General features: G+C 60.5%; 26 protein-coding genes. 7 read left to right on the top strand and 19 right to left on the bottom strand.

The window, feature by feature from the left end:
- Window positions 1-83: 83 nt before the first annotated feature.
- The 5 genes from GC131_06835 to GC131_06815 form a co-directional block, all read right to left on the bottom strand.
- Window positions 84-872 (bottom strand): hypothetical protein, encoded by a 789-nt coding sequence (locus GC131_06835; protein ID MBI1273781.1) that lies wholly within the window; start codon window positions 870-872, stop codon window positions 84-86.
- Window positions 814-1,680, bottom strand: coding sequence for a DUF692 family protein (locus tag GC131_06830; GenBank protein ID MBI1273780.1), 867 nt, complete (start codon window positions 1,678-1,680; stop codon window positions 814-816). The genes GC131_06835 and GC131_06830 overlap by 59 nt, the downstream gene beginning before the upstream one ends.
- An 83-nt stretch (window positions 1,681-1,763) precedes the next feature.
- Window positions 1,764-2,036, bottom strand: a complete 273-nt coding sequence (locus GC131_06825; protein ID MBI1273779.1) for a DUF2282 domain-containing protein — start codon at window positions 2,034-2,036, stop codon at window positions 1,764-1,766.
- Between the two features lie 83 nt (window positions 2,037-2,119).
- On the bottom strand, window positions 2,120-2,761 hold the full coding sequence (locus GC131_06820; GenBank protein ID MBI1273778.1) for a DUF1109 family protein: 642 nt from the start codon (window positions 2,759-2,761) through the stop codon (window positions 2,120-2,122).
- A 12-nt stretch (window positions 2,762-2,773) separates the two neighbouring features.
- Window positions 2,774-3,310 (bottom strand): sigma-70 family RNA polymerase sigma factor, encoded by a 537-nt coding sequence (locus GC131_06815; protein ID MBI1273777.1) that lies wholly within the window; start codon window positions 3,308-3,310, stop codon window positions 2,774-2,776.
- A gap of 78 nt (window positions 3,311-3,388) precedes the next feature.
- Between GC131_06815 and GC131_06810 the strand changes: the two genes are divergently transcribed.
- Window positions 3,389-3,829 (top strand): DoxX family membrane protein, encoded by a 441-nt coding sequence (locus GC131_06810; protein MBI1273776.1) that lies wholly within the window; start codon window positions 3,389-3,391, stop codon window positions 3,827-3,829.
- On the opposite strand, the gene GC131_06805 is transcribed toward GC131_06810, so the two are convergent.
- The 7 genes from GC131_06805 to rfbG all read right to left on the bottom strand — a co-directional run bounded on the left by GC131_06805 (window position 3,826) and on the right by rfbG (window position 12,382).
- A complete protein-coding gene (locus GC131_06805; protein MBI1273775.1) occupies window positions 3,826-6,069 on the bottom strand; it encodes a hypothetical protein in 2,244 nt (747 codons plus the stop codon). The genes GC131_06810 and GC131_06805 overlap by 4 nt on opposite strands.
- A 14-nt stretch (window positions 6,070-6,083) precedes the next feature.
- Window positions 6,084-7,451, bottom strand: a complete 1,368-nt coding sequence (locus GC131_06800; GenBank protein ID MBI1273774.1) for an FAD-dependent oxidoreductase — start codon at window positions 7,449-7,451, stop codon at window positions 6,084-6,086.
- The gene (locus GC131_06795) at window positions 7,448-8,497 is read right to left on the bottom strand and encodes a flippase-like domain-containing protein (GenBank protein ID MBI1273773.1); all 1,050 of its coding nucleotides are present in this window, start codon (window positions 8,495-8,497) and stop codon (window positions 7,448-7,450) included. Before GC131_06795 ends, GC131_06800 begins: the two co-directional genes overlap by 4 nt.
- A gap of 3 nt (window positions 8,498-8,500) precedes the next feature.
- Complete coding sequence (rfbF, locus tag GC131_06790) at window positions 8,501-9,268, bottom strand: glucose-1-phosphate cytidylyltransferase (GenBank protein ID MBI1273772.1); 768 nt, start codon at window positions 9,266-9,268, stop codon at window positions 8,501-8,503.
- An 11-nt stretch (window positions 9,269-9,279) separates the two neighbouring features.
- Entirely contained in the window at window positions 9,280-10,269 is a 990-nt protein-coding gene (locus GC131_06785) for a glycosyltransferase (protein MBI1273771.1), read from the bottom strand.
- A gap of 86 nt (window positions 10,270-10,355) precedes the next feature.
- A complete protein-coding gene (locus GC131_06780; GenBank protein MBI1273770.1) occupies window positions 10,356-11,342 on the bottom strand; it encodes an NAD-dependent epimerase/dehydratase family protein in 987 nt (328 codons plus the stop codon).
- Window positions 11,288-12,382, bottom strand: coding sequence for a CDP-glucose 4,6-dehydratase (gene rfbG, locus GC131_06775; GenBank protein ID MBI1273769.1), 1,095 nt, complete (start codon window positions 12,380-12,382; stop codon window positions 11,288-11,290). The genes GC131_06780 and rfbG overlap by 55 nt, the downstream gene beginning before the upstream one ends.
- 135 nt (window positions 12,383-12,517) lie before the next feature.
- Between rfbG and GC131_06770 the strand changes: the two genes are divergently transcribed.
- On the top strand, window positions 12,518-13,528 hold the full coding sequence (locus GC131_06770) for a class II aldolase (protein ID MBI1273768.1): 1,011 nt from the start codon (window positions 12,518-12,520) through the stop codon (window positions 13,526-13,528).
- A gap of 3 nt (window positions 13,529-13,531) precedes the next feature.
- On the opposite strand, the gene GC131_06765 is transcribed toward GC131_06770, so the two are convergent.
- Entirely contained in the window at window positions 13,532-14,299 is a 768-nt protein-coding gene (locus tag GC131_06765; protein ID MBI1273767.1) for a hypothetical protein, read from the bottom strand.
- A gap of 81 nt (window positions 14,300-14,380) precedes the next feature.
- On the opposite strand from GC131_06765, the gene GC131_06760 reads away from it, so the two are divergent.
- The 3 genes from GC131_06760 to GC131_06750 all read left to right on the top strand — a co-directional run bounded on the left by GC131_06760 (window position 14,381) and on the right by GC131_06750 (window position 17,637).
- A complete protein-coding gene (locus GC131_06760) occupies window positions 14,381-16,000 on the top strand; it encodes an NTP transferase domain-containing protein (protein MBI1273766.1) in 1,620 nt (539 codons plus the stop codon).
- Between the two features lie 26 nt (window positions 16,001-16,026).
- Entirely contained in the window at window positions 16,027-16,830 is an 804-nt protein-coding gene (locus GC131_06755) for a methyltransferase domain-containing protein (GenBank protein ID MBI1273765.1), read from the top strand.
- A 69-nt stretch (window positions 16,831-16,899) separates the two neighbouring features.
- Window positions 16,900-17,637: a glycosyltransferase gene (locus tag GC131_06750; protein MBI1273764.1), complete on the top strand. Its 738-nt coding sequence runs from the start codon at window positions 16,900-16,902 to the stop codon at window positions 17,635-17,637.
- Window position 17,638: 1 nt separating this feature from the next.
- Here the strand turns inward: GC131_06750 and GC131_06745 are convergent, their stop codons facing one another.
- The 6 genes from GC131_06745 to GC131_06720 all read right to left on the bottom strand — a co-directional run bounded on the left by GC131_06745 (window position 17,639) and on the right by GC131_06720 (window position 22,287).
- On the bottom strand, window positions 17,639-18,316 hold the full coding sequence (locus tag GC131_06745; protein ID MBI1273763.1) for a carbonic anhydrase: 678 nt from the start codon (window positions 18,314-18,316) through the stop codon (window positions 17,639-17,641).
- Window positions 18,313-18,921 carry a hypothetical protein gene (locus GC131_06740; GenBank protein ID MBI1273762.1) on the bottom strand — a complete coding sequence of 203 codons (609 nt, stop codon included), beginning with the start codon at window positions 18,919-18,921 and terminating at the stop codon, window positions 18,313-18,315. Before GC131_06740 ends, GC131_06745 begins: the two co-directional genes overlap by 4 nt.
- Before the next feature lie 6 nt (window positions 18,922-18,927).
- Window positions 18,928-19,692: a superoxide dismutase gene (locus GC131_06735; GenBank protein MBI1273761.1), complete on the bottom strand. Its 765-nt coding sequence runs from the start codon at window positions 19,690-19,692 to the stop codon at window positions 18,928-18,930.
- A 118-nt stretch (window positions 19,693-19,810) separates the two neighbouring features.
- Window positions 19,811-20,680, bottom strand: a complete 870-nt coding sequence (locus GC131_06730; GenBank protein MBI1273760.1) for an alpha/beta hydrolase fold domain-containing protein — start codon at window positions 20,678-20,680, stop codon at window positions 19,811-19,813.
- 43 nt (window positions 20,681-20,723) lie between these two features.
- Window positions 20,724-21,392 (bottom strand): hypothetical protein, encoded by a 669-nt coding sequence (locus tag GC131_06725; protein MBI1273759.1) that lies wholly within the window; start codon window positions 21,390-21,392, stop codon window positions 20,724-20,726.
- Window positions 21,393-21,513: 121 nt separating this feature from the next.
- Window positions 21,514-22,287 carry a hypothetical protein gene (locus GC131_06720; GenBank protein MBI1273758.1) on the bottom strand — a complete coding sequence of 258 codons (774 nt, stop codon included), beginning with the start codon at window positions 22,285-22,287 and terminating at the stop codon, window positions 21,514-21,516.
- 494 nt (window positions 22,288-22,781) lie between these two features.
- Between GC131_06720 and GC131_06715 the strand changes: the two genes are divergently transcribed.
- Together GC131_06715 and GC131_06710 are read left to right on the top strand one after the other, a co-directional pair.
- The gene (locus GC131_06715) at window positions 22,782-23,000 is read left to right on the top strand and encodes a hypothetical protein (protein ID MBI1273757.1); all 219 of its coding nucleotides are present in this window, start codon (window positions 22,782-22,784) and stop codon (window positions 22,998-23,000) included.
- Window positions 23,001-23,030: 30 nt separating this feature from the next.
- The gene (locus tag GC131_06710; GenBank protein ID MBI1273756.1) at window positions 23,031-23,273 is read left to right on the top strand and encodes a hypothetical protein; all 243 of its coding nucleotides are present in this window, start codon (window positions 23,031-23,033) and stop codon (window positions 23,271-23,273) included.
- The last annotated feature ends 5 nt before the right edge of the window (window positions 23,274-23,278 follow it).

Below are 23,278 nucleotides of genomic sequence, written 5' to 3'. Positions count from 1 at the left end.
GGTTGTACGCAAACGATCCGGCTGGCAATAACAGGGAAAAAACGATTCAACCCGCCGCCGCGCCTTATTGCAACCCTTTTATTTTAAAGCCCGCGGTCGGGCGGCGCCGCGCGGAAGAAACCTTCGGCGATCCAGCGCGGCAAACACTGTAAAAGCTGTGCGCCGCCCGCATGTTCGGCGGCCGCGCCCAGCGGGGCCCCTTCCCCGCCCAGCACGGAAAGAAACCCATATTCCCAGGGCGCCAGCCGGGCGCGCCGTACCTCGTTCTGGTGCCGGTACAGATAAAGGTATGTAGGCGCGGCTGCAATTGTCGCGGGATCCCCGCGTTTAAAGGCATCAAGATAAGCGGGCGCATCGTGCGCAAGACACAAAAGCTCGCTCGCCGGGCGCAGCGCCAGATGCATGCGCTCCAGCGTCTCGCCCGTAACGCCGGCCAGCGCGCCAACGCTCAGCGCTTCGCTGCGCGGGCCCATAAACACCTCGGCCATCACGCCTTCAAGCGCGGCAAGCGCGTGCGCGGCCGGATCGGCATGGGTTTCGCGCACAAAACGGCGGAAGGCAAAGGGATAGAAATCGAGATTATAGCTTTGCGAAGGCGTTTGCGCCGCATAGCCGCGCGCCAACCGCTCCATCGTCGCATCGCCGAGATAGCGCCCGAGCGCGGGGTAATCCGCGCGTACCGCGCTTATCAGACGATGGCGATAGCCTTGCACATAAATATCCAGCTGTTCGCGCGCGCTCATACGCTCATGCGGGCGCAACAACGGCTGCGCCGGCGCAGTCTTGCCGGTGATTACGGCGCGCTGTACGCGTTCAAGCGCATTGCGGTATTGCATGCCCCGCCTCTTTTGCCGTTTGCGCGGCTTGTGCATGGCGGCGCGCCTTGCCCACCTCTTCCAGCAACACAGCAAGCGGCGGGATCTGTTCGTCCCATTCCACCATGCTGCTCACAAGCCCCTTTTGCTGCACGGCATAGGCATACAGATCCCACACCGCGTCGATCACATGCGCGTCATGCGTATCGATGATATGCGTGCCCTTGTTCAGGTGCCCCGCCAGATGCATTTGCGCGATCTGCCCCGCGGGCATCGCGTCGATATAGGCGCGCGCGTCGTAGCCGTGATTAAAGGCGCTGACATAAACATTGTTCACGTCAAGCAAAAGCCCGCAGCCGGTCCGCTGCGCCAGCGCGCGCAAAAATTCCCATTCCGGGATGTCGGACGCCGCATATTCGAAATAACTCGAAGGGTTCTCAAGCACCAGCGGGCGGCCAAGAGATTCCTGGGCCTTATGCACGCGCGCGGCAATATGGGAAAGCGCCTTTTCGGTATAGGGCAGCGGCAGCAAATCATGCGTATTGTGGCCGCCAAGCCCGGTAAAACACAGATGGTCGGAAACCCAGGCCGGGCTCAGGAAAGCGGCAAGGTCTTTGAGCTTGGCCAGATACGCCTCATCCAGCGGGTCGGGCCCGCCGATCGAAAGCGAAACGCCGTGCATGACGAAAGGGTAATCGGCGCGCAGATCGGCCAGCATCTGCCAATAGCCTTCATGCGCATCAAGAAAGTTTTCGGAAATAATCTCAAACCAATCGAGCGCGGGCCGCCGTGCAATAACATCCTCGTAATGCGGGGCGCGCAGCCCCGCACCGAAACCGAGAAATGGATATGCGCCGCCGCTCATGTCTGTCGCCTGAAAAAGAAAGGCGCGGACCGCGCTTTTTTGTGAAAGCCGGTCCGCGCCCCGTTCTTTTTTCGTCCCAACGCTTATTCAGCCGGGGGCGCAAGCGTGCCGCCCATGCCTTCGCAGGCGCCGGTGTCAACCAGCTTCCATTCATACGGATCGTTATCCGTCGTGGCGTGACCGGCGCAGGCGTGCGAACCGTTGGCCGATTTGCAATCATTCTTGCCGGCCTTGGCGACGCCATAACATTTTTCCTTGGCTTCCATCTTCATATCGTGGTCCTCGGCGAAAGCGGCGCCGGCAGCACCTGCAGCAAGCACGCCCGCAAGGGCGGCACAAAGCATCGTCTTGTTCATGGTTCTCTCTCCTGTGGAAAGTTATTAACGGCAGGCGGGGTGCCTGCACGGTTTCATTCGCCGCCCATACCGGCCCGGTTACATCACCAGGAAAGATATTTACGCCCGAGAAACGCGCCCAGAATGGCAAGCGCCAGCATGGGCAGCAAGTGGGATTCGGCAAAATGCAGCACCGAATCGTCCGATTCCGCAAATTTCAGCACAAGGTGCCCGGTCGAGGATGCAGCCAGCAATGCGATCGCACCCGCAAGGCGAGGGTGCGCCGGCGCATTGCGCCGCAACAAGCGAAACATCCAAAGCCCGGGAATGACGGCAAAAATCGCGATGCACAGCGCGCAATTTATGCCGTGCTCTTCGGGTGCGGGCGCACCGTTCAATTCGGGATGCATAAGCCGGTACCCCAGAAGCCCGACATACAGCAGCAGGAACGGAACGGGCGCGAACGGAATGGCGCGTTGCTGCCGCATATCCGGGAACCCAAGCCACACCCCGGCAGCGCCGGATGTAATCACAAGCGCGGCCAGCGTTGCCGCTTCGGCAAGGAACAGCGGGGAGGCAAGCTGCAAAGCAAGATCATGCCGCGGCGCAAGGAACAACACTATCGCGCAGGTTCCGGCAAAGGTGGCAGCAAGCCAGCCGAGCAAAAGCAGCCACGGCCGCGCCAGGCGCACCGGCGCCGCACCGGCCACAATGCTTTCAATCGTTTGATCGATCCTGCTTGTCATAACTTCATGCCTTCATGCCTTCATCGACTTTCTGAAAACCTTGTAGCTGCGGTGCGCCGCCACCTTAACGGCGGAAACGCTCATGCCCATTTCGCCCGCAACCTCGGTCACGCTCTTATCCTCGCCATACATAAGCTGCAGTATTTTCCGCTGCTTTTCCGGCAGGCCCGCCATGACCCTTCTTATATCTTCGCTGTTTTCCATGCCTTCGGTTACATCGGTCGCCAAAGCGGCCTTAAAATCTTCTATATCGTCGGTTTCGCCCATATGGCGGCCATAATGGTGGCGCCAATAGTCATTGAGGCGATAGCGCGCGATTGCCATAACCCACGGCATCAACGGCTTGGCCGGGTCATAGGTGTGCCGCGCCCGGTGCAGCGAAAGCAGCACGTTTTGCAGCACCTCCTCGCGGTCCTTGGCGGGCGTTTTACGGGCAATATATCCCTGCAGCGGGCCGGTAAGTGACCGCAAAAGCTTTGTATAGGCCTGTTTGTCGCCTGCCTGCGCGGCGCACATCAGGGCTTCCGGCGTTGCCGCTTCAGGCGTCATGTTGTAACCGCCCGGCCATACGGCGCGAAGAAACCGGATATACGTTCCGCCGCCCCTCGAACCGCAAATGGTGCTGCCATGCCCAAACCCCTCCAGCAGATCGCCGTCAAGCTTGCGGCACGCATATTACCTGTCCTTGAATGGCTGGCAAACATCGTTCTTCTGGCCGTGCGGCTGTGGATGGCACGGGTCTTTTTCCTTTCCGGCCTTACCAAGCTTGAAAGCTGGGACAACACCCTGTTCCTTTTTACCCATGAATATGCGGTACCGTTTCTGCCGCCCGCCATCGCCGCCGCAGCGGGTACGCTGTTCGAGCTCGCCTGCCCGGTTTTGCTCACGCTCGGGCTCGGAACGCGGCTGGCCGCGCTGCCGCTATTGGCCATGACGGCCGTCATCCAGTTCACCTACATCAGCCACACGGACCATCTGTACTGGGCGTTGCTGCTCGCCGCCCTGCTGTGCATAGGCCCGGGCCGGGTATCGATCGACCATCTGATCCGGCGGAAATATATGCCCTAGTTCTCGACCGGCCGTATAAGCGCGAGCGGCATCGGCAATATGTCGATGACGCGCAGCGTAACGTCGGCGATATCGATCGTCTTGCCGCCGGGGGCCGAAATCACAATGGGCCGCACCAACAAATAATCCCCGCCGCCGCCCGCTCCGGCTTCATAAGGCACCGCGAAATCGCGCACGATCGTCTGCCATTCCGGGGTAAGCGTATAAGAATCCGTGCGTTCGGGCGCAATCATGGTCATGCGCTGCCCGCTGCTTTCTTCCGGCACATAGGCCACCTGCAGATCGGCCGTTACCTCGCCTTCCGGCGCGCGCGCGCGGAAAGCCAGCCGGAACTTGCGGCCGCGCAACGTCTTTGCGCCATCCTGCCGAATTTCGAAAGTAGCCCCGGTCGCAGGTTCAGGCAGGCGCCAGCGCACGGCACGCGCGCCGGCTTCCTGCTTTGCCCCGTCTGCCGGCAGCGCTTCTATTTCGTTCGCCTCAAGCGGCATAAATTGCCACACGGCTTCCCGCGCCATGTCCGGGCGCAGCGCGGCGGCTTTCTCGTCGCCCACGCTTTCAAGGAACTTCACCAGCTTGACGCGCATGAAATCGTTCAGCCGTTCGCGCTTCGCGCCGCGAAAGATCATAATCTGCCACGAGCCGCACTGGACCCGCTCGTCAGGCTCGCCGAAATAGAATGGCACGCGCTGGTACGCCGATCCTGCGGGGTACGACAAAATGAAATCATAACCGGGCTGCCCGCTCTTCGGGTCCAGAACATCCTGATACCAATGATAATTGTTCATCCAGTGCAGGATATCGAATTCGTACGTGACCTGATGAACCTGCACACCGGCTCTTGAAAACTCGGTAACCGGCTTGGCCTCAGCGTACTCACTGAGCCCATATCGCAGCCCTTCGCGGCGGGCAAGTTCGTCAACGCAAAGCATGTGCGGCCCGTAAGATGTACGGGGCAAGCCAAACGTGCCGTCTTCCCTTCGCAGTTGATCGAATATGTCCGGGCGGACAAACATCAGGACCGGCAAGGCCGCAACTAGCGCCGCAACCGGCAGCGCATACGCCAGCACGCTTTTCCACCCTTCGGTGGCGCGCAGATGCCTGAAATAGAACAACCCCGCAATTATCCACGCGCCGAATACATAGCTGCTAAGATAGCGGAAGTTCGGATACGTCCACAATTTCACGATCACGATCGCCGTCATGGTCGTCAGCAACGAAACAAGAAAGACAAGGTGAAGCGCTTTCAGCGCCAGTTGCCGTTCGGGCGATATGGGGGCGGCGGGCAAGGGTGAAAACCACCGGTCTTCGCGCTTCCGCATCAATGTCAGCGCGCCCAATGCGACCGCAGGCAGAAAGATACCGAGCGAGAAAACCGGCAGGGCGGCAATCATAAGGCCAAGATCGGCCAGAAGGTGGCCGAGATGACGGAGCGCGGGGCTGCCGGTTTCGCCGATCGGCACGTTCGAGAAATAAAGCGCCGAGGTTTCCTGCAACAGGAAAACAACACCCTGCGAGGCGACCACGCCCGCGCCCATCGCCACCAGAAACGGCAGGTGACGCCGCCACGGCAGTTCGCCGCGCGCCATAAACCAAAGCGCAACAAGGCCGATGGGCACGCCGAACCATATGATCCACCACTGGTCGGACATGCTGGCCAGCGTGGCAAACAGGAAAAGCCCGGCCAGCATACCCTTGCCCGCCGGGCGGGAAAGCGAGCGCAGCCAGAGCCCGAGCACGATAAGCCCGCACACGGCGGCACCGGCATGGATGGTGGGGGCAAGCAGTTGCAGCATTTCCAGCGGGACCGTTACGCCCTTCGGCGCCGGGAAAATATTGAAACAGGACGCCGTGATTAGCACCAACCCCCAAAACAGGATGAAAACGCCGTCACCGAAACGCAGGCGCCCGAACAGATACCGCGCCAGGCATGCAAAAAAGCCCGTCATAAATAGAACGATAAACAGCATATAAAGCGCGAAAGACTGGCTGTAATCCGCGCCGGTTTCGCGCAGTGCAAAAAATACCGCCCAGTCGGGGAAGAAATACGGCGCGCGGCTTACCAGCCAGCCGCTTATCGGGTAGGAGCGTTCGAAGAAATCCCGGTAAAGCGATTCTATATATACAAGATCACCGTTCAGTATTTTTCCGTGATAGTTGAAAGCTTCAAGCACCATCATGCAGGCAGCCAGAAAAGCGGCGCCAAGCGCGGCAAGCAAAATCCATCCGGCAATCTTCTTCATCGATCTTTCCTCATTCACGACACCCGCCGCAGGGTGGCGGCAAAACTTGCTTCATCCCTGTTCGCCAATTGCTGCAGCAGCGAGGCGGCAGCCTTGCGGCCTTCACGGATAGCATAGTTGGTGCCGCGATCCTCGGGATATATCTGCGCCATGGTGGCAATATGCGCGTTTTCGAACGGGGTTTGCTGGCGCGGCACATAATCGGAATAGCCGCGCTCGGTGACCGGCTGCGCGTAGGTTGCGCGCCAAACCTTGTAATCCTTGATCCAGGCGCGTTCAAAAGCGGGGAACATGCGCTGCAGATGCGGCAGGGCAAAATCCAGATACGATTCGTCATCATATTGCCAGACGGGTTCGGAAGAAGCCAGATAACGTGAAAGATAAACGACCCTGCGCCCGCCGTAATTTTCCGGCGGATCGAAATTCGTATGTTCGATCACGCCGACAAAAGGAAAGCCCGGGTCATTGACGTTTAGCCAATACGTATCGGAAAGGCTGCGATCGAGCGCGAGCACGAGACAGATGTTGCCGAGATAACGCACGCGCCGCAACCCGGCAAGCCAATCCGCCTGTGCGCCTTGCGCAAAAATATCGGCGATCACCGGCAGTGCGGGCGTGAAAAGATATTCCAGCGCCGTCACATCGCCGCCCGCGCCGGTTTGCAGCGCAACGGCGCGGCCCGCTTCCGTGCGTACGCCGGTAACGGCGCATCCATAGCGAATTTCACCGCCATGCGCGCGGATATCCGCCGCAAGCGCCTCGGCCAACCGCCCGAAGCCGCCCTTGAAATAAGCGAGCTGTTCGCCGCCGCTGCGGTCGCGCGTGGAGCCGCGCAAGGCAAGTTTTTTCCAGAACCAGACTGCGTTGATATCTTCCGCGAAGCACGAGAATTTTGCCGAAATCAGCGGTTCCCACACCACACGAAAGGCATTCTTGCCGCAAAGCGGCTCAAGCCATTCGCGGATGCTGAGATGTTCGATTTTCTTCCAGTCCTTCAAACCCCGCACGCGCAGCACCAGAAGCCCGAGCCTGATGCGATCGAGCAGCGGCAGCGCCGTGAATTTCAGCAAATCAAGCGGAGTCGAAAGCCGCCACATTTTCCCGCTGTAATACATGCCGGTACGTGACGCATGCGCCACAATATCACCCTCGAGGCCGAGTTCGCGCACCAGCGGCGGCACATATTCATCGTTCAAGAACCAGTGATGGTAAAATTTCTCGATCCGCACGCCATCACGAAAGGTAAAGGTGCCGGCAAGCCCGCCCGGCGCGGCATCGGCTTCAAGCAGCACAACCTTTTTGCCCGCGCGCGCAAGATCGAACGCGGCGGCAAGCCCCGTGAACCCCGCGCCCACGATCGCAACATCATATTGTTCGCTCATATATCCCGGCTCATTTGGTCCGCGCCTGCAAACAAGCGCCGATTGAACATGATCACCGCTGTTCCCGCAAGGGTCACCGGCAGCCACAGCCCCAGATGCGCAATAACGGAAAAACCGGCCGCCGTTTCGGGCGTGGCGCCCAGCATGGTGGCGGCGGCATAGCCCGCCAGATGGAACGGGCCGATATAGCCCGGGGAAGAAGGCACAAGCGTGGAAAGCGTCACCATAGCCGTCACCACAAGCGCGGCGGGATAGGCGGCCGAAATGCCCGACCCGTTCAGAAGCGCCCAAATCAAACCGCTTTCGCCCGCCCATACAAAGACGGAAAGCAACCCGGCGGTCACCAGCGCGTTGCGCCTGACCATGCTTTGCAGATCGGCCACAAAACCGCCAAGCACACCGATGCCGCTGGCCAGACTTCCCATGCTGCGCTGCTGCATCCAGCCGCCCAGCCGCATCAATTGCCGCATGGTGAAGTTGCCGAACCGCATGAAGCCGATCAGCGCGACCACGCCGCAAAGGGATAGAATAACCGCAATTTCCTTGGCCGCCTGCGGCAGTTCAAGACCGGGGCTAAGCAGCAACCCGGCGCCAAGCACCGCAAGCAATGTCAGCAAATCAAGCAGCCGTTCAAGCACAAGGCTGGCAGCGGCCGTTACCTTGCCCGCGCCGATGGCGGCGGGAAAAACCAGCGCGCGCACGACATCGCCCGCCCGCAACGGCAAAACATTGTTCAGCGCCATCGACCCCATGAAAGGCGCGGCGCAACGTAAAATCGCAACCCGGGCACCGCCCGCACGCAACATCAACGCCCACCGCACGATGCGCATCGCATAGCCAAAAACAAGCGCAGCGAGTCCGCCAAGCAGCAGCGCAGGATCGAAGCCCGACACAGTGCGCCACAGCGCGGCTATATCCAGTTGCCGCAAAACGAAATAGAGACAAACCACCGAAATAACGATGCCGATCAAACCGCCTGCGCGCCTGCGATGCTTTCCGGCCTTTGATGCTTCGGGCGGACGGGCGCCGGGCTCGATAATTTCCATAGTTTATTGCAGCCAGGGCGCCTGGCCCAGTTTCCATAAATCTTCGAGCGCGCGCTTGTCGCGCAGCGTATCGCATGCCTGCCAAAACCCGTGGTGCGGAAAGGCCATCAGCTGTCCGTCCTTTGCCAGCCGCGTCAGCGGCTCGCGCTCCCACGACGTGCGGTCGTCTTCGATATAATCCATAACGCCGGGAGAGAGAACGAAAAAGCCGCCATTAATCCAGCCCATTTCGTCCTGCGGTTTTTCTTCGAAACGCGTTACCTGCTTCGTATCGCCAAGCTTCATCACGCCGAAGCGGCCCGGCGGCTGCACCGAAGTAACGGTCGCCAGTTTCCCGTGCTTGCGGTGAAATTCGATGCTGGCGCGAATATCGACATCGGCGACGCCGTCGCCATACGTCATGCAGAAATCCTCGTTCCCCAAATATACGGCGACGCGCTTGAGCCGGCCGCCGGTCAATGTTTCCTCGCCCGTGTCGATCAGCGTGACGTTCCAGTCCTCGGTATGCGAATTGAGCACGCCAAGTTCGCCGTTTTTCAAATTCACCGTGATATCCGACATATGCCGGTAGTAATTGAAAAAAAATTCCTTGATCACGTATCCCTTGTAACCGAGACAGATCACGAAATCCTTCACGCCGTGCCTGCTGTAGGACTGCATGACATGCCAAAGCAGCGGCTTGCCGCCGATTTCCACCATCGGCTTGGGCCGGTTATCGGATTCTTCCGCAATCCGCGTTCCGCGCCCGCCCGCCAGAATAACGGCTTTTATGCCGGTTTTTTTCAAAGCTTGACCTCCTCAGGCAGAAAATTCAACGTCTCATCGACGATCGCCAACGGCTCCTGCCGCAAAATAAGATAGATGCGCAGCAGGTATTCGCCAAGCAGCCCGAGCAGGAACGAAAGAAAGCCTATGCCGAACAGCACCAGAATGTGCAGGCTGGCAAGGCCTTGGGGCAAATCGGGGTGCACGATCTTCAGAAACAAATAATAGCCGACACCAACAATGCTGACGCCTACGAAAAACAGCCCCATATAGGTGGCAAGGCGCAACGGCACGGTCGAATGATTGAACACCCCGGTAAGCCCAAGATGTATCATTTTTTTAATCGGAAACTTGCTGAGCCCGGCGGTACGTGCTGCACGATCATAGACAATGCCTGTCTGCCAAAAACCCAATCCGGCGATTAACCCGCGCAAATATGGTTGCGGGTAGCGGTACTTTTTGCACGCTTCGATCACCTTGCGGTCAACGAGGCGAAAATCCCCGACGTCGCGCGGAATTGGGTGCTCGCTGATCGCGTCAATCACCCAGTAGCCGAACTTGCGGAACTGGTTCAAAGACCAGCCTTCCTGGCGCCCGCGGCGCACACCGTAAATCACATCATAGCCTTCTTGCCACTTGGCGAAGAACTGCTCCAGCATTTCGGGCGGGTCCTGCAGATCGGCATCGATTTGCAGTGCCGCTTCGCCGCGCGCGTGAATGTAGTTGGCAAGGATCGAGCGTTGAAAGCCGACGCCTTTTGAAAAACGAAGCGCGCGCACACGCTGATCATGCCTGGCAAGCTCGGCAAGCCGTTCCCATGTGCCATCGCTGGAACGGTTATCGGTAAAAATAAATTCAAGCGAACAGCGGTCCGCCATCTTGTCCGCCAGCGCCTGTAAACGGCTATAAAGCGGGCCGATGTTATCCACTTCGTTCAGCACAGGAATACACACCGAAATAAGCGGCGGTTTTGAAAAGTTGCGTTTGCGTAACAATTGTTTCTGCATCTGGTTTACCAGCAGGAATACAGGGGGGCCGGGGCCGTGGGCCGGCTCGCAGGTTTAGCACGCTTTTTTGGCCGACGGCAAACGGTCTAGCTGCGCCTGCCGGAAAGCGACCGCGCCGGGCTTAGCTGTTCGATCATTGCCGCGCTGATGCCCGCCTGCACGTCATAAACCGGCCGCCAGCCGCAGGCGGCCTGCAGGCGCGAAGGGTCGCCCACCACATAAGGCAAATCGTCGGGCCGCAAGGGCAGGCGGTCGAACTGCAAAAGGTCTTCCGGCAATTTCAGTCTTTGCGCGACCGCGCGCGCAAAATCCGCCACGCTGGTGCCGTGGCCGGTACAAAGATTATAGGCGCCGCTGGCCATGCGCCCTTCCATCAGCGCCGCCAGCGCCATCCACAGGCCGTTACAGACATCGTCGGCATACACAAAATCCCTCACCTGCGTGCCGGGTGAAAGGAGCGCGGGCTTTCCATCCTTCAGGCTGCGGATCAAGGACGGCAACAGCCGGTGCTTGGCCTCGCCCGGTCCATAGATATTGAAGATGCGGATCACGGCTACGGGCAGCCCGAGCGCGACGCCCTGTTCGAGCGCGAGCTGGCCGCCTGCCGCCTTGCTGGCACCGTAGGTCTTTTCGGCTTCAAGCGGCATGTCTTCCGTCAACAGCGTGCCCGGCGGAGCGGGCCTGTATTCGGCGCTGCTGCCGGTGAGCAAAACGGCCTTCGCGCCGCGCGCGGCGGCGAAGGCAACCAGCCAGCCGGGCAAATCGCGGTTGATGCGCGTCAGCACCTTCACGTCGCGGTCGTCGGGGTCAACGCCTGCGGCGGCAAGGTGCAAAACAACATCGAACTTTTCGTCGCCCAGCACATCATCGATAACGGCGGGCACAAGGTCGGGCACCGTGATGCTGTGCACAAGGCTGTGAAGCGAAGGGCTGCGGCCAATATTGATGACGCGCTCGATACAGCGACCGATCATATAGCCGCCGAGCCGCGCGCCCAGAAAACCGCTTCCACCCGTCATCAGGACGCGCATGCCCGGTCCTTTCCCTGTATGGCCGCAAGCGCTTCGCGCCATTGCCGCAGCTGCGTTTCCGTCAAATCGCGCGCGTGCGCGGGCCGTTCATAATAGCCGCGATACCATGCTGCCGTTTCCGCTATCGCGCGCCTTGTATCCCACGGCGGAACCCAGCCAAGCAGATCGCGTGCCCGCGTGCTGTCCAGCGCCAGCAGGCCTGCTTCGTGCAAGGGTTCCTGCATGAAATCAAGCGCAGCCGGCGTCCATTCTTCGGCAAGAACCGCCAACACATCGCGCACCGTCAGGCGCGCATCGTCAAGCGGGCCGAAATTCCATGCGCATGCATACTGCTGCGGCGCTTCCGGAAGGCCCGCAAGAAGAAGCAGATACCCATATACGAGCCCAAGCACATGCTGCCACGGCCGCACGGCGCCGGGATAGCGCAAAACCAGCTTCTTCTTTGCCTGCTGCGCGCGCACATAATCGGGCACAAGGCGGTCTTCCGACCAATCGCCGCCGCCGATAATATTGCCGCCGCGCGCCGAAGCGATCGCCATGTTTCCGGCTTTGCCGAACGAATTTCTGTACCCGTCAATGATAATCTCGGCCGCCGCCTTCGATGCGCTATAGGGATCGCACCCGCCAAGTGGATCGGTTTCGCGATGCGCATGGCCGTCTTCGTTGTTTTGGTAAACCTTATCGGTCGTGACACACACAACGGCGCGGCACGTACCCGCCATCCGCGCCGCTTCCAGCACATGCGCGGTACCGAGCGCGTTTACGGCGAAGGTTTCAAGCGGCGCACGGTAGGAACGGCGAACCAGGGGCTGCGCCGCCAGATGCAAAACCGCATCGGGCCCGATACTGCGCACAAAGGCGTTCAGTTTCTCCGTATCGCGGATATCACCGATACAGGATTGCATATCGCTCTCGATCCCGAGCAGATTATACAAAGCCGGCTCAGTTTCCGGCGCAAGCGCATAGCCCGAAACCTCGGCACCAAGCGCCCGCAGCCACACACAGGCCCAGCCCCCGGTAAAACCGGTATGGCCGGTTACCAAGACCTTGCGTCCGCGCAGTTTTTGCTCAAAATCCAGCATCATGGCGGATCATGCCACGCGCGGACGCAGTGGAAAAGCCTTCATGCCGCCGGTCTGCGAGAAAAATATATGCGGTTCCCTGTTTTGCCCCAGCCTTGTAGTTTACACCCATAAACGCAAGCACCCGTGTAAATCATGACAGAGCATCCATCCCGGCCATCCGATTTTTCCGGCTTCGTGCAAAGCTCGGCGCGCATAGGCGCTGACCCGCTTCTGGTACAGGGCGGCGGGGGCAATATGTCGGTCAAGCATGGCGCCGCCATGTGGATCAAGGCTTCCGGCACATGGCTTGCTGACGCTGCGCGAGGCGATATTTTTGTTCCCGTGGATTACACGGCGCTGCGCGCTGATATTGCGGGCGGGCGCGAACCTGTTGCCGAAACGGTTGGGGCCGCAAACGGCCTGCGCCCGTCGATCGAAACATCCATGCATGCGGCGCTGCCGCAACGCGTTGTTGTGCATGTCCACGCTGTAGGCGCGATTGCGCTGGCCGTGCGGCAGGATGGCGGCACCCAATGCGCCGGGCGGCTGGCCGATATACGCCACGCCTTCATCCCCTACGCGCATCCGGGCTGGCCGCTGACCCGTGCGATCCGCGTAATCGCGGGTGAAACGCCGCCGAATGTCATTGTGCTCGGTAATCACGGGTTGATCGTCGCGGGCGAAAGTGTCGAGGAAACCGAAAAACTTCTTGCCGAATCCGTCGCACGGCTGGCCGCGCCTGCGCGCGTATCGCCCGCGCCCGATCACGTCTATCTTCAACGCATGGCGCGACAGGGCGCGTGGCGCGTTCCGGAGAACCCCGTTGTGCACGGCCTTGCAAACGATGCCGACGCTTGCGGCTTCGCTTGCGGCGGCACGCTGTACCCGGACCATGCCGTGTTCCTTGGCCGCGGCGTGAAAGTTATCGATGCCGAAGACTTTCCAGACGCCGACCCGTCCGCCGCGCCGCTTTTGCTGGTGCGCGGCAAGGGCGCGCTGCTTTCGTCCGCGCTTTCAAGGGCCGGGGAAGCGATGGCCGAATGCCTCGCGCAGGTGCTGCTTCGCGTTCCCGCCGACGCTTCGCTTCATTATCTTAGCGCGGCGGACGAAGACAGGCTGCTGGATTGGGATGCGGAAAAACACCGGCAGGCGCTGGCGCGCTGACGCTCAGCCTGCACGCAAAAGATCCGCCTCGTTGGCGCCGGCCAGCGCACCGAGCGCGCCCGACCAAAGCCCCGGAAACTTGCTGCACACCGCATCGAACGCAATGTTTTCTTTTTCCAGCCGCGCGCGATACTTCAGCACACCGCGATAAATCGCCGCGAGCGCGCCGGGCACGTAACTTTGGCCATACCTGTGCGCATACAGTTCCGGCGAGCATATGCACAGCCGCGCACCCGCGCCGCGCAGCTTCGCCGCTTGCGCCGGCGTAAACGGCAAATGCGCCCGCGCAATATTTTCCGTAAGCCCGCGCGCCCAGCAATCGACCCAAACCCAAAGCGGCGCGGACGTGTCTTCGATATAGCGAGCCAGTTCGTCCGCACCGCGATACTGCCACAGCCGCAAAGCGGTGACATGCGCATCATTTTGTGTACGCACGATATCGGCGCTCACTTCCGTCTCGTTCAGAAAGAAATAATTTTTTATCCCCGCGCTGCGTAAATGCGGCATAACGAAAGCGGCCGCGCCTTCTCGTTTGCAATCGAACACAAAACCGGCGATCCCGGCTTCCTGCGCGGCACGCATATAATCCTTTAGCCGGGCGGGCGGCGGATCCATTGCACCCGGCGGTGCGGGCAACGGGTCGTGCGCCAGATATGCTTCGCCTTCATGCAATTCGATATCAACCTCGACCCAGTTGCCGCGCGCCACGGCGGCAAGGTCGGCCAGGCGGTTGCGGCGGTGCGCAATAAGGATGGGGCCGGTCTGGGGCATGGAAATCGCCGGGAATTAGGTGTTTTTTGCGCCGGTCGTTCCGGCTATAGTGCCATGAAATACTATATCACGGGCGCATGGATGCAAATTATTATCCCCATGTCAGGCTCCGGCGAACGTTTTCGCCGCGCGGGCTACAAGGTTCCCAAACCGCTGATCGAGGTTGAGGGCAAACCCATCATCGCCCATGTCGTCGATCTGTTTCCCGGCGAACAAGATGTCCTTTTTATCTGCAACCGCGATCATCTGGCTGAACCCGCATGGAATATGGCCGGCATGCTCGCAGCGCTGCGGCCCGCGGGCACGGTCGCGGCGATCGAGCCGCACGGGCGCGGCCCCGTGCATGCCGTGCTGGCCGCCGCCGACCATGTAAAGCCGGACGAGCCCGTGATCGTCAGTTACTGCGACTATGCGGGCTTGTGGGATTATGCCGCCTTCCGCGCCATGACGGAAACGACCGCGTGCGATGGCGCGCTGATGGCCTATACCGGCTTTCATCCGCACATGCTGCGCAACCACCATTACGGTTATGTGCAAATGGACGGGACGCGCGTCGCCGCCATTCAGGAGAAACAGCCCTATACCGACAACCCGATGAGCGAATATGCGCTTTCCGGCGGCTATTACTTCCGCACCGGCGCGCTAATGCTGGAAGTCATGCGCGCGCTGGAAGAACGGGACGATCTGCAGATTAACGGTGAACATTACGTAAGTCTCGCTTATCGTCCGTTGCTGGAACGCGGGGCCGATATCCGCGTGGCCGCGATGGATCATTTCATGCAATGGGGCACGCCCGAAGACCTGACCGATTTCACCCGCTGGTCATCGCTTTTACGAAGCCAGATGCAGGAGCCATCCCGCGCGCAGATCGCGGGCAGCGTGGTTGTGCCGATGGCGGGGCGGGGCCGGCGGTTCGCGGACGAAGGCTATGACGCGCCGAAACCGCTAATACCCGTAACCGGGCGACCGATGGCGGTACAAGCGCTGGGTGATTTGCCGCGCGCCGAGCGTGTGCGCGCGGTTTTGCGGCGCGATCTGCCCGGTCTTGACCGGTTGCAAAAATCATTGCGCCTTGAAGTTCCGGGCATCGATATAGCTTTGCTTGAAAGCCTGACGGAAGGCCAGGCGATCACGGCCCTGGAAGGCCTCGCAGGCATGCATGACGAAACCATGGTCACTTTCGGCGCGTGTGATCACGGCATGATCTATGATGCGGCAGCGCTGGCGCGTCTGCTGGCAGACCCTGCTGTGGACGCAATCGTCTGGGCGGTGCGCGGCCACCCGCAGGCGGCGCAGAAACCGCAAGCCTATGGCTGGGTCGATGCCGACGGAGCGGGCAGAATACGCAACGTTTCCGTCAAGGTCCCGTTGGCAGACCCGGCACACGACCCGGTTGTCACAGGCACCTTCACTTTCCGTCGTGCGGGCGATTTCCGCCGCGCGGTCGCGCGCATGCAAGGACGCAACGCCCGCGTGAACGGCGAATTCTATATCGATACCGCCATCAACGATGCCTGCGCGCTCGGGCTCGATTGCAGGTTGTTCGCAATCGATCATTATCTCGGATGGGGTACGCCGAACGAACTTCGCAGCTATGAATATTGGCAGAATTGCCTTGATCGCTGGAATATGCACCCTTATTCCCTGGCCGGCGACCCGGACAGAAGCCGCGCCGATACGCAAGATATGCGCAGCGCATAACACGAACGGAAAGGGCCGATCCCGCCATGCAAGGCCTTTTGCCGCGAGCCTTTCTTCCCTCGCACGAAGAAAGCCGTTTCATTCACAAAGGCAACATTGCGCGTTCGCGCGAACTGTTCCTTTCGCGCCGCCCCCGGAATCTCGATTACCTTTTATTCAAGCGCTATGACTGGATGAACAACTACATCAAACCGGGCGGCAAGGTGGTCGAACTTGGCGCGGGCGCTGGGCTCGCACGCGAATATATCCGCAATGGCACTCTGATCCTCACAGACGCCGAACCGCGCCCGTGGATCGACGAAGTGGTGGATGCGCTGAACCCGCCCTACCCGCCGGAAAGCCTCGATGCCGTGATCTGCAGCCATATGATTCACCATCTTGCCTATCCGATCGCGTTTTTCCGCCGTCTCGCATCCGCGATCAAGCCGGGCGGTTATATCCTGATACAGGAAATCAACACCTCGTTCCTGCTGCGCCTTATGCTGTACGTAACGCGGCACGAAGGGTGGTCTTATGAACATGATGCATTCGATGAAAATACGCCCGCGAACCGCGCTGACGATCCATGGTCGGCCAATTGCGCGATCCCGGAAATGCTGTTCCGCGATGCGGCGCGGTTTGAAGCGCAGGTCCCACAATTCAGCGTCGTAAAGAACGAGGTGAACGAATGTTTTATCTTTCCGCTTTCGGGTGGCGTTGTCGTGCAGACGCGCACGATCAACCTGCCGCGCTGGGCGCTGCGCTGCGTTGATGCGCTTGATCATGCGCTGATCGCGATCGTGCCCGGCATCTTCGGCTGCGGGCGCTCGGTCGTGTTGCGGCGGCGTTGATCGCCTTGCGCCGTGTCCCATCCTTATTTTGGGCATGAAATTCGCGGTTTTCCGTGCTAAAAGCGCCCTATGATCGCCCCGCGCCTTTCGCTTGTCATTCCCTGCTACAACGAAGCCGCCAACCTTCCGGCGCTGCTTGAACGTTGCCGCGCCGCGCTGGCCGGGGGCGATATGGAAATCATCCTCGTCGATAACGGTTCAAGCGACGCAAGCCCGCAATTGCTGGCCGAAGCGACGGCGGGGCAGACGCGGTTGCGGGCCGTGCGCGTGCCGGTCAATCAAGGTTACGGCTTCGGTATTCTTGCGGGCCTGCGCGCTGCGCACGGCACCGTTCTCGGCTGGACCCACGCCGATCTGCAAACCGACCCTGCCGATGCCGTGCGCGGGCTGGCGTTGTTCGATGGCGGCGGAAAAATTTTTGTGAAGGGCCTGCGCTACGGCCGCCCTGCTGGCGATATTGTGTTTACACTCGGCATGGCCGCATTTGAAACGCTGCTGCTCGGCTACCGCTTCCGCGATATCAACGCCCAGCCAACCATGTTCCCCCGCGCGCTGTTCAATGGGTGGGGTGAAGCGCCGCACGATTTCTCGCTCGATCTTTTCGCCTACTGGTCGGCGCGGCGCAGCGGCTACGATGTCCGGCGCTTCCCTGTGCATTTCGGGGCGCGTTTACATGGCGCGTCGCACTGGAACGTGGACTGGCGCAGCAAGGCCGGGATGATTGGGCGCACCGCCGCCTTCAGCTGGCGGCTGCGCCGGAATATCCGTAGCAATATTGCGGCGCGTCACAACCGCCGCGCCGGTTGATTTAAGGGGCGCTTTCCGGCGCCAGTTCCTCGAACGCCTGCCGCACCGGGTTGAACCCGAGCAGCTTGCCGCCGACCATGTCGAAATACCAGCCATGCAGCTTCAGCCGCCCGTCCTTCACGCGCGGCGCGATCCACGGGAATGCCATCAGGTTGTTGAGCGAGGCGAGCACGGCTGCCTGTTCCAGCGCGCGTTGCCGCACGGCGGGCGCCACACCTTCCATCTCGGCATCCACCGCTTTTCTGGCGGCAAGCGCGATCTTCACCCACGGCGTCAGGAATTCATAGGCTTCGCCGTCCGCATTGCGGTCAAGCGCGCCCGGCTCCGCGCCGCACGAACAGGCGGCCAGCGTCTCGATCCCGCCGCACAAGGCATGGCCGAGCACAATGATGTTCTTCACCCCGAGCCCCTTGACCGCAAATTCGATCGCGGCGCTGGTGCCGTGGTAATGCCCGTCCGGCTCATAGGGCGGCACGAGCGCGGCGACATTGCGCACAACGAAAATATCGCCCGGCTCCGCGCGGGTCAGCAGCGCGGGATCGTTGCGCGAATCGCTGCAGCCGATCACAAGCGTTTCCGGCTTCTGCCCTTCGTTCACAAGCGCGGCATAGCGGTCGCTGTTGGTAAAGTAATCGGTCTGGAACTGCCGGAAGCCTTCGATCAGTTTATGATATGTCATGGCGCTGTACCGGTTCCGTCATACGGCTTCTTCCATATGCCGCGTGGCCTGCCATCGGGATGCAGGAAGGTCGCTATTTTCGCATAGCCCTGCGCGGCATGGAAGCCTTCCGACCCCGCATTCAGGGGTTTTTCGACGATCGCGAGAAAAATATCCGCCTGCGCGCGGCGCATCAGCGAGTCGTATAAATGACCCGGATAGCCCTTCCGGCAATGACCCGGATGCGTGCCGACCTGCTTGACAATCACGGCCCGCGGGTTGCATGCCTGCCTTATATAGTCGCTTCCGGCATCATCCGGCGTTATGCCGTCATGGGCGCCGTATGCGGCAAGGAAGCAAAGAACCTCGTCGTCAGCCACGACCGCGAATATACCGCCCTCCATCGCGGCCCATGCGGCATATTTTTCTTCTGTGTAGCCGGAAACAAGGAAACCGCGCGCCGCAAGCTTCGCGGCTTCATCGGGCGGCAGGCTGTCGAAATCATCCGGCAGCACCCAGCGCTTTGCGATCCCGGCAATGCCGCGCAACAAGCCGCGGTCGCCCGCGCCGATGCGCCTTACGGACGCGCCCTGCGGCAGCGGCGCACGATGGCCCGTATTTTCCATGCCGGGTTAAAGGATAGTTTCGCCCTGCTTCAGCTGCGCGTAGCGCGCTTCCACCTTGGGCCAGTCCAGCACCTTCCACCAAGCTTCCAGATATTCAGGGCGGCGATTGCGGTAGGTCAGGTAATAGGCATGCTCCCATACATCGTTACCGAACAGGACGGATGTTCCCTCCATCAAGGGCGTATCCTGGTTGGGGCGCGCGGTAACGGCCAGCTTGCCGCCCGCTTCCACGGTCACAAACACCCAGCCGGATCCGAACTGCTTCACGCCCGCATCGTTGAATTTCTTTTTCAGGTCATCGAGCGAACCGAACGCGGCATCGACCGCCTTTGCAAGTTCGCCGCCGGGCTTCGCGCCGTCTTTCGGCGGGCCCATGACCTGCCAGAACATGCTGTGATTGACGTGGCCGCCGCCGTTGTTGCGGATCACGCCGCGCACGGCTTCGGGCATTTCCTGTACTTTGGCCATCAGCTCGGTCAGCGAAAGCTGCTGCGCCGCGCTGTGGTCCTTGAGCGCGCCATTGAGCTTGTCGATATAGGCCTGATGGTGCTTGCCGTGATGCAGCCCCATGGTTTCGGTATCGATTACGGGCGCAAGCGCGTCTGCGGCGTAGGGAAGATCGGGAAGCTTATAAGGATATGCCGACATGGGAACCTTTCCGTTTTCTAAAGGGTTGCGGGCTGGAACAGAGGCGTGCGACGGGCCATGGGCAGAAAAGGCGGTCAGCGCCAAGCCTGCGCCGGAAACTCCGGCAACATTACGCAAGAACATACGCCGCGTCATGACCATGCCGACCCCTTCTCCGTCATGAGAGAAAGCAGGGTCATCTATAGGAATTTATAGCCGTCCGCGCAAGAGCCGCGCGCCAAAGGCGTGGAAATACAAGCCTTCAGTTCGCAGCCAGCCGCGCTTCGATAAACGCGTTCACGCTATCCGTGTAAGGGCCGGGTTCGCCGAGATCGGCATTGACCTGCCCATGCGTACGGTCTTGCGGCAATACTTCCGCCGGAATGCCAAGGGCGCGCACGCGGTGCGCAAAGACGTGCGCATCAGGGCATGGAACCTTGCGGCGCGATGAACAAACAAGCAGAACGGGCGCGGCATCCTTCGTCAAACGGTGAAGGGGTGAAAGTTGGCGCCAATAATCCGGGTCGTCGCCGAAAGCCTTGTCGTAAAGTTTTGGATGCGGCGCACGCATGAAGGCGGGTACGTTCAGCACGGCGGTATCGAGCGAAACCACGCCGCGCCAAGGCTGCGCGCCCGCCTTGACCGCAGGCGCGGGGTCGGCGTTTAAAAGCGAAACCAGATGCGCGCCCGCCGAATGCCCCATCAGGATAAATTTTGCGGCGTCGGCGCTCCATTCCGGCGCATGCGCTTGCGCAAAAGTTACGGCGGCGGCGATATCTTCAAGCTGCTGCGAAACCGGCGTATCGGGCAACACGCGGTAATTCACGGAAATAAAGATGAAGCCGCGGGCACCCCAATAGGCGCGTTTGTTTTTCACGACACCGCGCGAATCTTTGTCGCCGATGCGCCAACCGCCGCCATGCACCATCAGAATAACCGGTGCACGGCCGTTTGCGCGGGCCGCTTCGGGCACATAAACATCCATGCGTTGCGCCTTGTCCGGCCCATAGGAAACATCGCGCACCGCCTCATCCGCGCGCACGGGCACTGCAGGCGCAACAAGCAGAAACAAAGAAACAAGAAAACACACGGGCTTGGATATCATACGGCACCCCGGTCGGTTACACACCATACAAGCCCGGACGGAAACAAAAAGGCAAGCAGGAAGCGGAAATCTAGTGCGGTTGCGGGATCAAGCCCACGAATTCACGTGCGCCCCTTATATAGGCCATATCGGCGGCAAGCATGCGGGTGAAAATGTTGTGAACATCGCCCTGCTGCGCAACTTCGAGCCCGCGCTGGATCAGCGCCGCCCCGGCGCGGCGCGCGGCTTCATCGCCGCCGGCGTGATTGAGAAGATGGAACGAAGCTTCCTTGCTGAATTCAACCATGGATGCCGGGTCGCCTGCATTTGCAAGCGCCTGTAATTCGGGTGAAAGCGCGGCGAACTGATCGACCGTCAGAACGCCTTCAAGCCCGGTCGGCAGCGCGCCGCTTGCGGCGACTTCGACCAATGCCGCGCCGCTTGTTACATCCGCTTCCGGGCCCGGCGCAATGAGCGGCGGAACAGGCGCTTCGTTTGGCGCGAATAAGCCGTGCAGGAATCCGTCCGCGCTCAGGAAATCCATGACCGAGAAGCCGATGCCGCCGCCGATCGCGCCCGGCAACAGGCCGCCGGCGAACGATTTCCACCACCAGCCTTCCTTGCGTTCGCCCGGCGTAAGCGCAGCCGTGACCAGCCTTGCAATGCCGCCCGCCAGCGCGCTGACCGCCATTGCGACGCCTATGGTGCCTGCGAACGCGAGCGAAGCGGGAAGCGTGGCCGCACAGAAAAAATCCGGCAACGCTGAATAACACCGCAACCGCGGCCGTGCGCAATAAAGGGCGGCTACGCATCGCGGCTACGCCTTATAATTGTTTTAATAAAAGTCGTGCCGCCCCACAAAAGGGGCGGACACGAACCATTCAGTTTTTATTCGCCGGGGCCTTCTGTCGGACATGCCGTTGTGCAAACACGCAGCTCAATCCGCGCGGTGGGCGCGACCGGAGCAACCACAGCATCAGGCACACGCCGGCCCTGCGCAGCGGCACACTGCCGGTATGTCGCAAGAGCCACTGCCGGCTCTTCGCCGCCAAGCTGGGTGGCCGCAACAAACCTGTCCATGCACGGGCCACTGCCGGTGGCAAGCGCGCTGGCAACCGTGGCGCGGCTGCGCAGGTTTTCAACGAAATTGCGGCGGCCGCGCGCACGCCTTCGATACGCTCGGCGCTGTCAAGCACTGCACTGATGCAATGCATGTCCGGACCCGCCGTCATGGTCGCCTGCCCAGTTTCGCTGCGGCTCACGCCGCCACCGATAACCGGAACCGTAAAGCCGGAAGCTCGGCCCGGCAAAACGGTCTGGGTTGCCGTGCCGCATTGCTCAAGCGCAACAGCGGCAAGATCGCTCGCATCAACGCTCGCACTGGCGCCGCCCGGCGCACCAAAGGCATAGCTTCTAGTCGTCACGGTGCCGATACCGGTGCTGCGCGCAGTCGCTTCGGGGTCAATGTCGTTAAGCGTATCGCCGCCACTAACATTAACTGTAAGACCGCCATCGACCGGCGCCTCACCACCGCCATGACCGCCGCCATGGCCACCACCGCCATGACCGCCACCGCCGCCCGCATGGGCAGGCGTGCCGACTGTCGCCAGCAATGTTGCAAAAGAAACACCGATTCGTTGAACTAAATTAGGCATCGCTAATCCTCTTTATAAAATGAAAAGCCCCGTAATAACTGTCGCGGCTTCTAACAATCCGGGCGAATGTAAGTCAAGGGAATACGCACTTGGTTTTTTTCTTTCCGCACATTCTTTTTGAATTAACCATGATGACACCGCAGCAAACGTTTTTTGCGTATCTTGTTACCCGCCAAAACAGCACCGGAACGGCGTTCATGGTTAACGCACGCGGGGGGTTTTGTAACCATGCCGGCGGCGCAACCCGGTTTTCCGCATCCTTTCGTGCAGCACGCGGAGTTGAAAAACCACGGCAATCGGCGCGGCATGGTGAAGCGCGATTAACCCTAATAAAATTTGAATAAAATCCAATATTTAAGATAAAGACGTAACGCAATTTTAAGGTTTTTGCCGCAAGATGAACACATTGCGTAACACAAGCATTGGGCCGGGCCGCGGGGAAATGCGGCGCAGGCAAAATGTATTTCAACAATCCATTTTGGAAGGATCGCACCATGGCCATGTCAAAAGAATCGATGCAGATGCTGATTGACCTGGTCGAGATCAAACTGAGCACCATGCAGGTTTCCGATCGCGACGATATGCGCGAAATGGTTATGCTCCAGCGCTGTCTTTCCGAGCTGCGCGGCGCACGCCTTGCCGAAAGCGGCGTGCTGAGCAGCTTCTCAGCCCCGCGCCGCGGCCGGCGCCGCAAGGTCGCCGCCTACGCATAAGCGCGGTAATCCGGCATTTTTTGTCATCCCATGCAAACACGGCGTCATTGGTATCCATCCGATACAGCCAGCGTTATGCTGCTGGCCGCCGGGCTCGTATGCGGGCTTGGCTATCTCGCGCTTAAAGGCGGCACAGCCGGGGCACTGATTGCCATGGCGGCAAGCACGGCAGGCGCAGCCGTTCTGGCGCCGGTCGTTTTGTACGGGGCATACTGGCTTTTCAAAAACAGGTCGCAGATCTCGTTGCGCCCGGCGGCGCCAGCGGCGCGCTGAGCTTT

The sequence above is a fragment of the Alphaproteobacteria bacterium genome (assembly GCA_016124955.1).
GTDB lineage: Bacteria > Pseudomonadota > Alphaproteobacteria > UBA9219 > RFNS01 > RI-461.
The sequence above is the reverse complement of the archived record's forward strand: the minus strand, read 5'-3'. Positions and strand labels throughout refer to the sequence as shown.

Coding starts and splice junctions, on each gene's coding strand:
- GC131_06835 (MBI1273781.1), bottom strand. CDS start 872: ATGCACAAGCCGCGCAAACGGCAAAAGAGGCGGGGCATGCAATACCGC.
- GC131_06830 (MBI1273780.1), bottom strand. CDS start 1,680: ATGAGCGGCGGCGCATATCCATTTCTCGGTTTCGGTGCGGGGCTGCGC.
- GC131_06825 (MBI1273779.1), bottom strand. CDS start 2,036: ATGAACAAGACGATGCTTTGTGCCGCCCTTGCGGGCGTGCTTGCTGCA.
- GC131_06820 (MBI1273778.1), bottom strand. CDS start 2,761: ATGACAAGCAGGATCGATCAAACGATTGAAAGCATTGTGGCCGGTGCG.
- GC131_06815 (MBI1273777.1), bottom strand. CDS start 3,310: ATGACGCCTGAAGCGGCAACGCCGGAAGCCCTGATGTGCGCCGCGCAG.
- GC131_06810 (MBI1273776.1), top strand. CDS start 3,389: ATGCCCAAACCCCTCCAGCAGATCGCCGTCAAGCTTGCGGCACGCATA.
- GC131_06805 (MBI1273775.1), bottom strand. CDS start 6,069: ATGAAGAAGATTGCCGGATGGATTTTGCTTGCCGCGCTTGGCGCCGCT.
- GC131_06800 (MBI1273774.1), bottom strand. CDS start 7,451: ATGAGCGAACAATATGATGTTGCGATCGTGGGCGCGGGGTTCACGGGG.
- GC131_06795 (MBI1273773.1), bottom strand. CDS start 8,497: ATGGAAATTATCGAGCCCGGCGCCCGTCCGCCCGAAGCATCAAAGGCC.
- GC131_06785 (MBI1273771.1), bottom strand. CDS start 10,269: ATGCAGAAACAATTGTTACGCAAACGCAACTTTTCAAAACCGCCGCTT.
- GC131_06780 (MBI1273770.1), bottom strand. CDS start 11,342: ATGGCGCGAAGCGCTTGCGGCCATACAGGGAAAGGACCGGGCATGCGC.
- rfbG (MBI1273769.1), bottom strand. CDS start 12,382: ATGCTGGATTTTGAGCAAAAACTGCGCGGACGCAAGGTCTTGGTAACC.
- GC131_06770 (MBI1273768.1), top strand. CDS start 12,518: ATGACAGAGCATCCATCCCGGCCATCCGATTTTTCCGGCTTCGTGCAA.
- GC131_06765 (MBI1273767.1), bottom strand. CDS start 14,299: ATGCCCCAGACCGGCCCCATCCTTATTGCGCACCGCCGCAACCGCCTG.
- GC131_06760 (MBI1273766.1), top strand. CDS start 14,381: ATGCAAATTATTATCCCCATGTCAGGCTCCGGCGAACGTTTTCGCCGC.
- GC131_06755 (MBI1273765.1), top strand. CDS start 16,027: ATGCAAGGCCTTTTGCCGCGAGCCTTTCTTCCCTCGCACGAAGAAAGC.
- GC131_06750 (MBI1273764.1), top strand. CDS start 16,900: ATGATCGCCCCGCGCCTTTCGCTTGTCATTCCCTGCTACAACGAAGCC.
- GC131_06745 (MBI1273763.1), bottom strand. CDS start 18,316: ATGACATATCATAAACTGATCGAAGGCTTCCGGCAGTTCCAGACCGAT.
- GC131_06740 (MBI1273762.1), bottom strand. CDS start 18,921: ATGGAAAATACGGGCCATCGTGCGCCGCTGCCGCAGGGCGCGTCCGTA.
- GC131_06735 (MBI1273761.1), bottom strand. CDS start 19,692: ATGTTCTTGCGTAATGTTGCCGGAGTTTCCGGCGCAGGCTTGGCGCTG.
- GC131_06730 (MBI1273760.1), bottom strand. CDS start 20,680: ATGGTGTGTAACCGACCGGGGTGCCGTATGATATCCAAGCCCGTGTGT.
- GC131_06720 (MBI1273758.1), bottom strand. CDS start 22,287: ATGCCTAATTTAGTTCAACGAATCGGTGTTTCTTTTGCAACATTGCTG.
- GC131_06715 (MBI1273757.1), top strand. CDS start 22,782: ATGGCCATGTCAAAAGAATCGATGCAGATGCTGATTGACCTGGTCGAG.
- GC131_06710 (MBI1273756.1), top strand. CDS start 23,031: ATGCAAACACGGCGTCATTGGTATCCATCCGATACAGCCAGCGTTATG.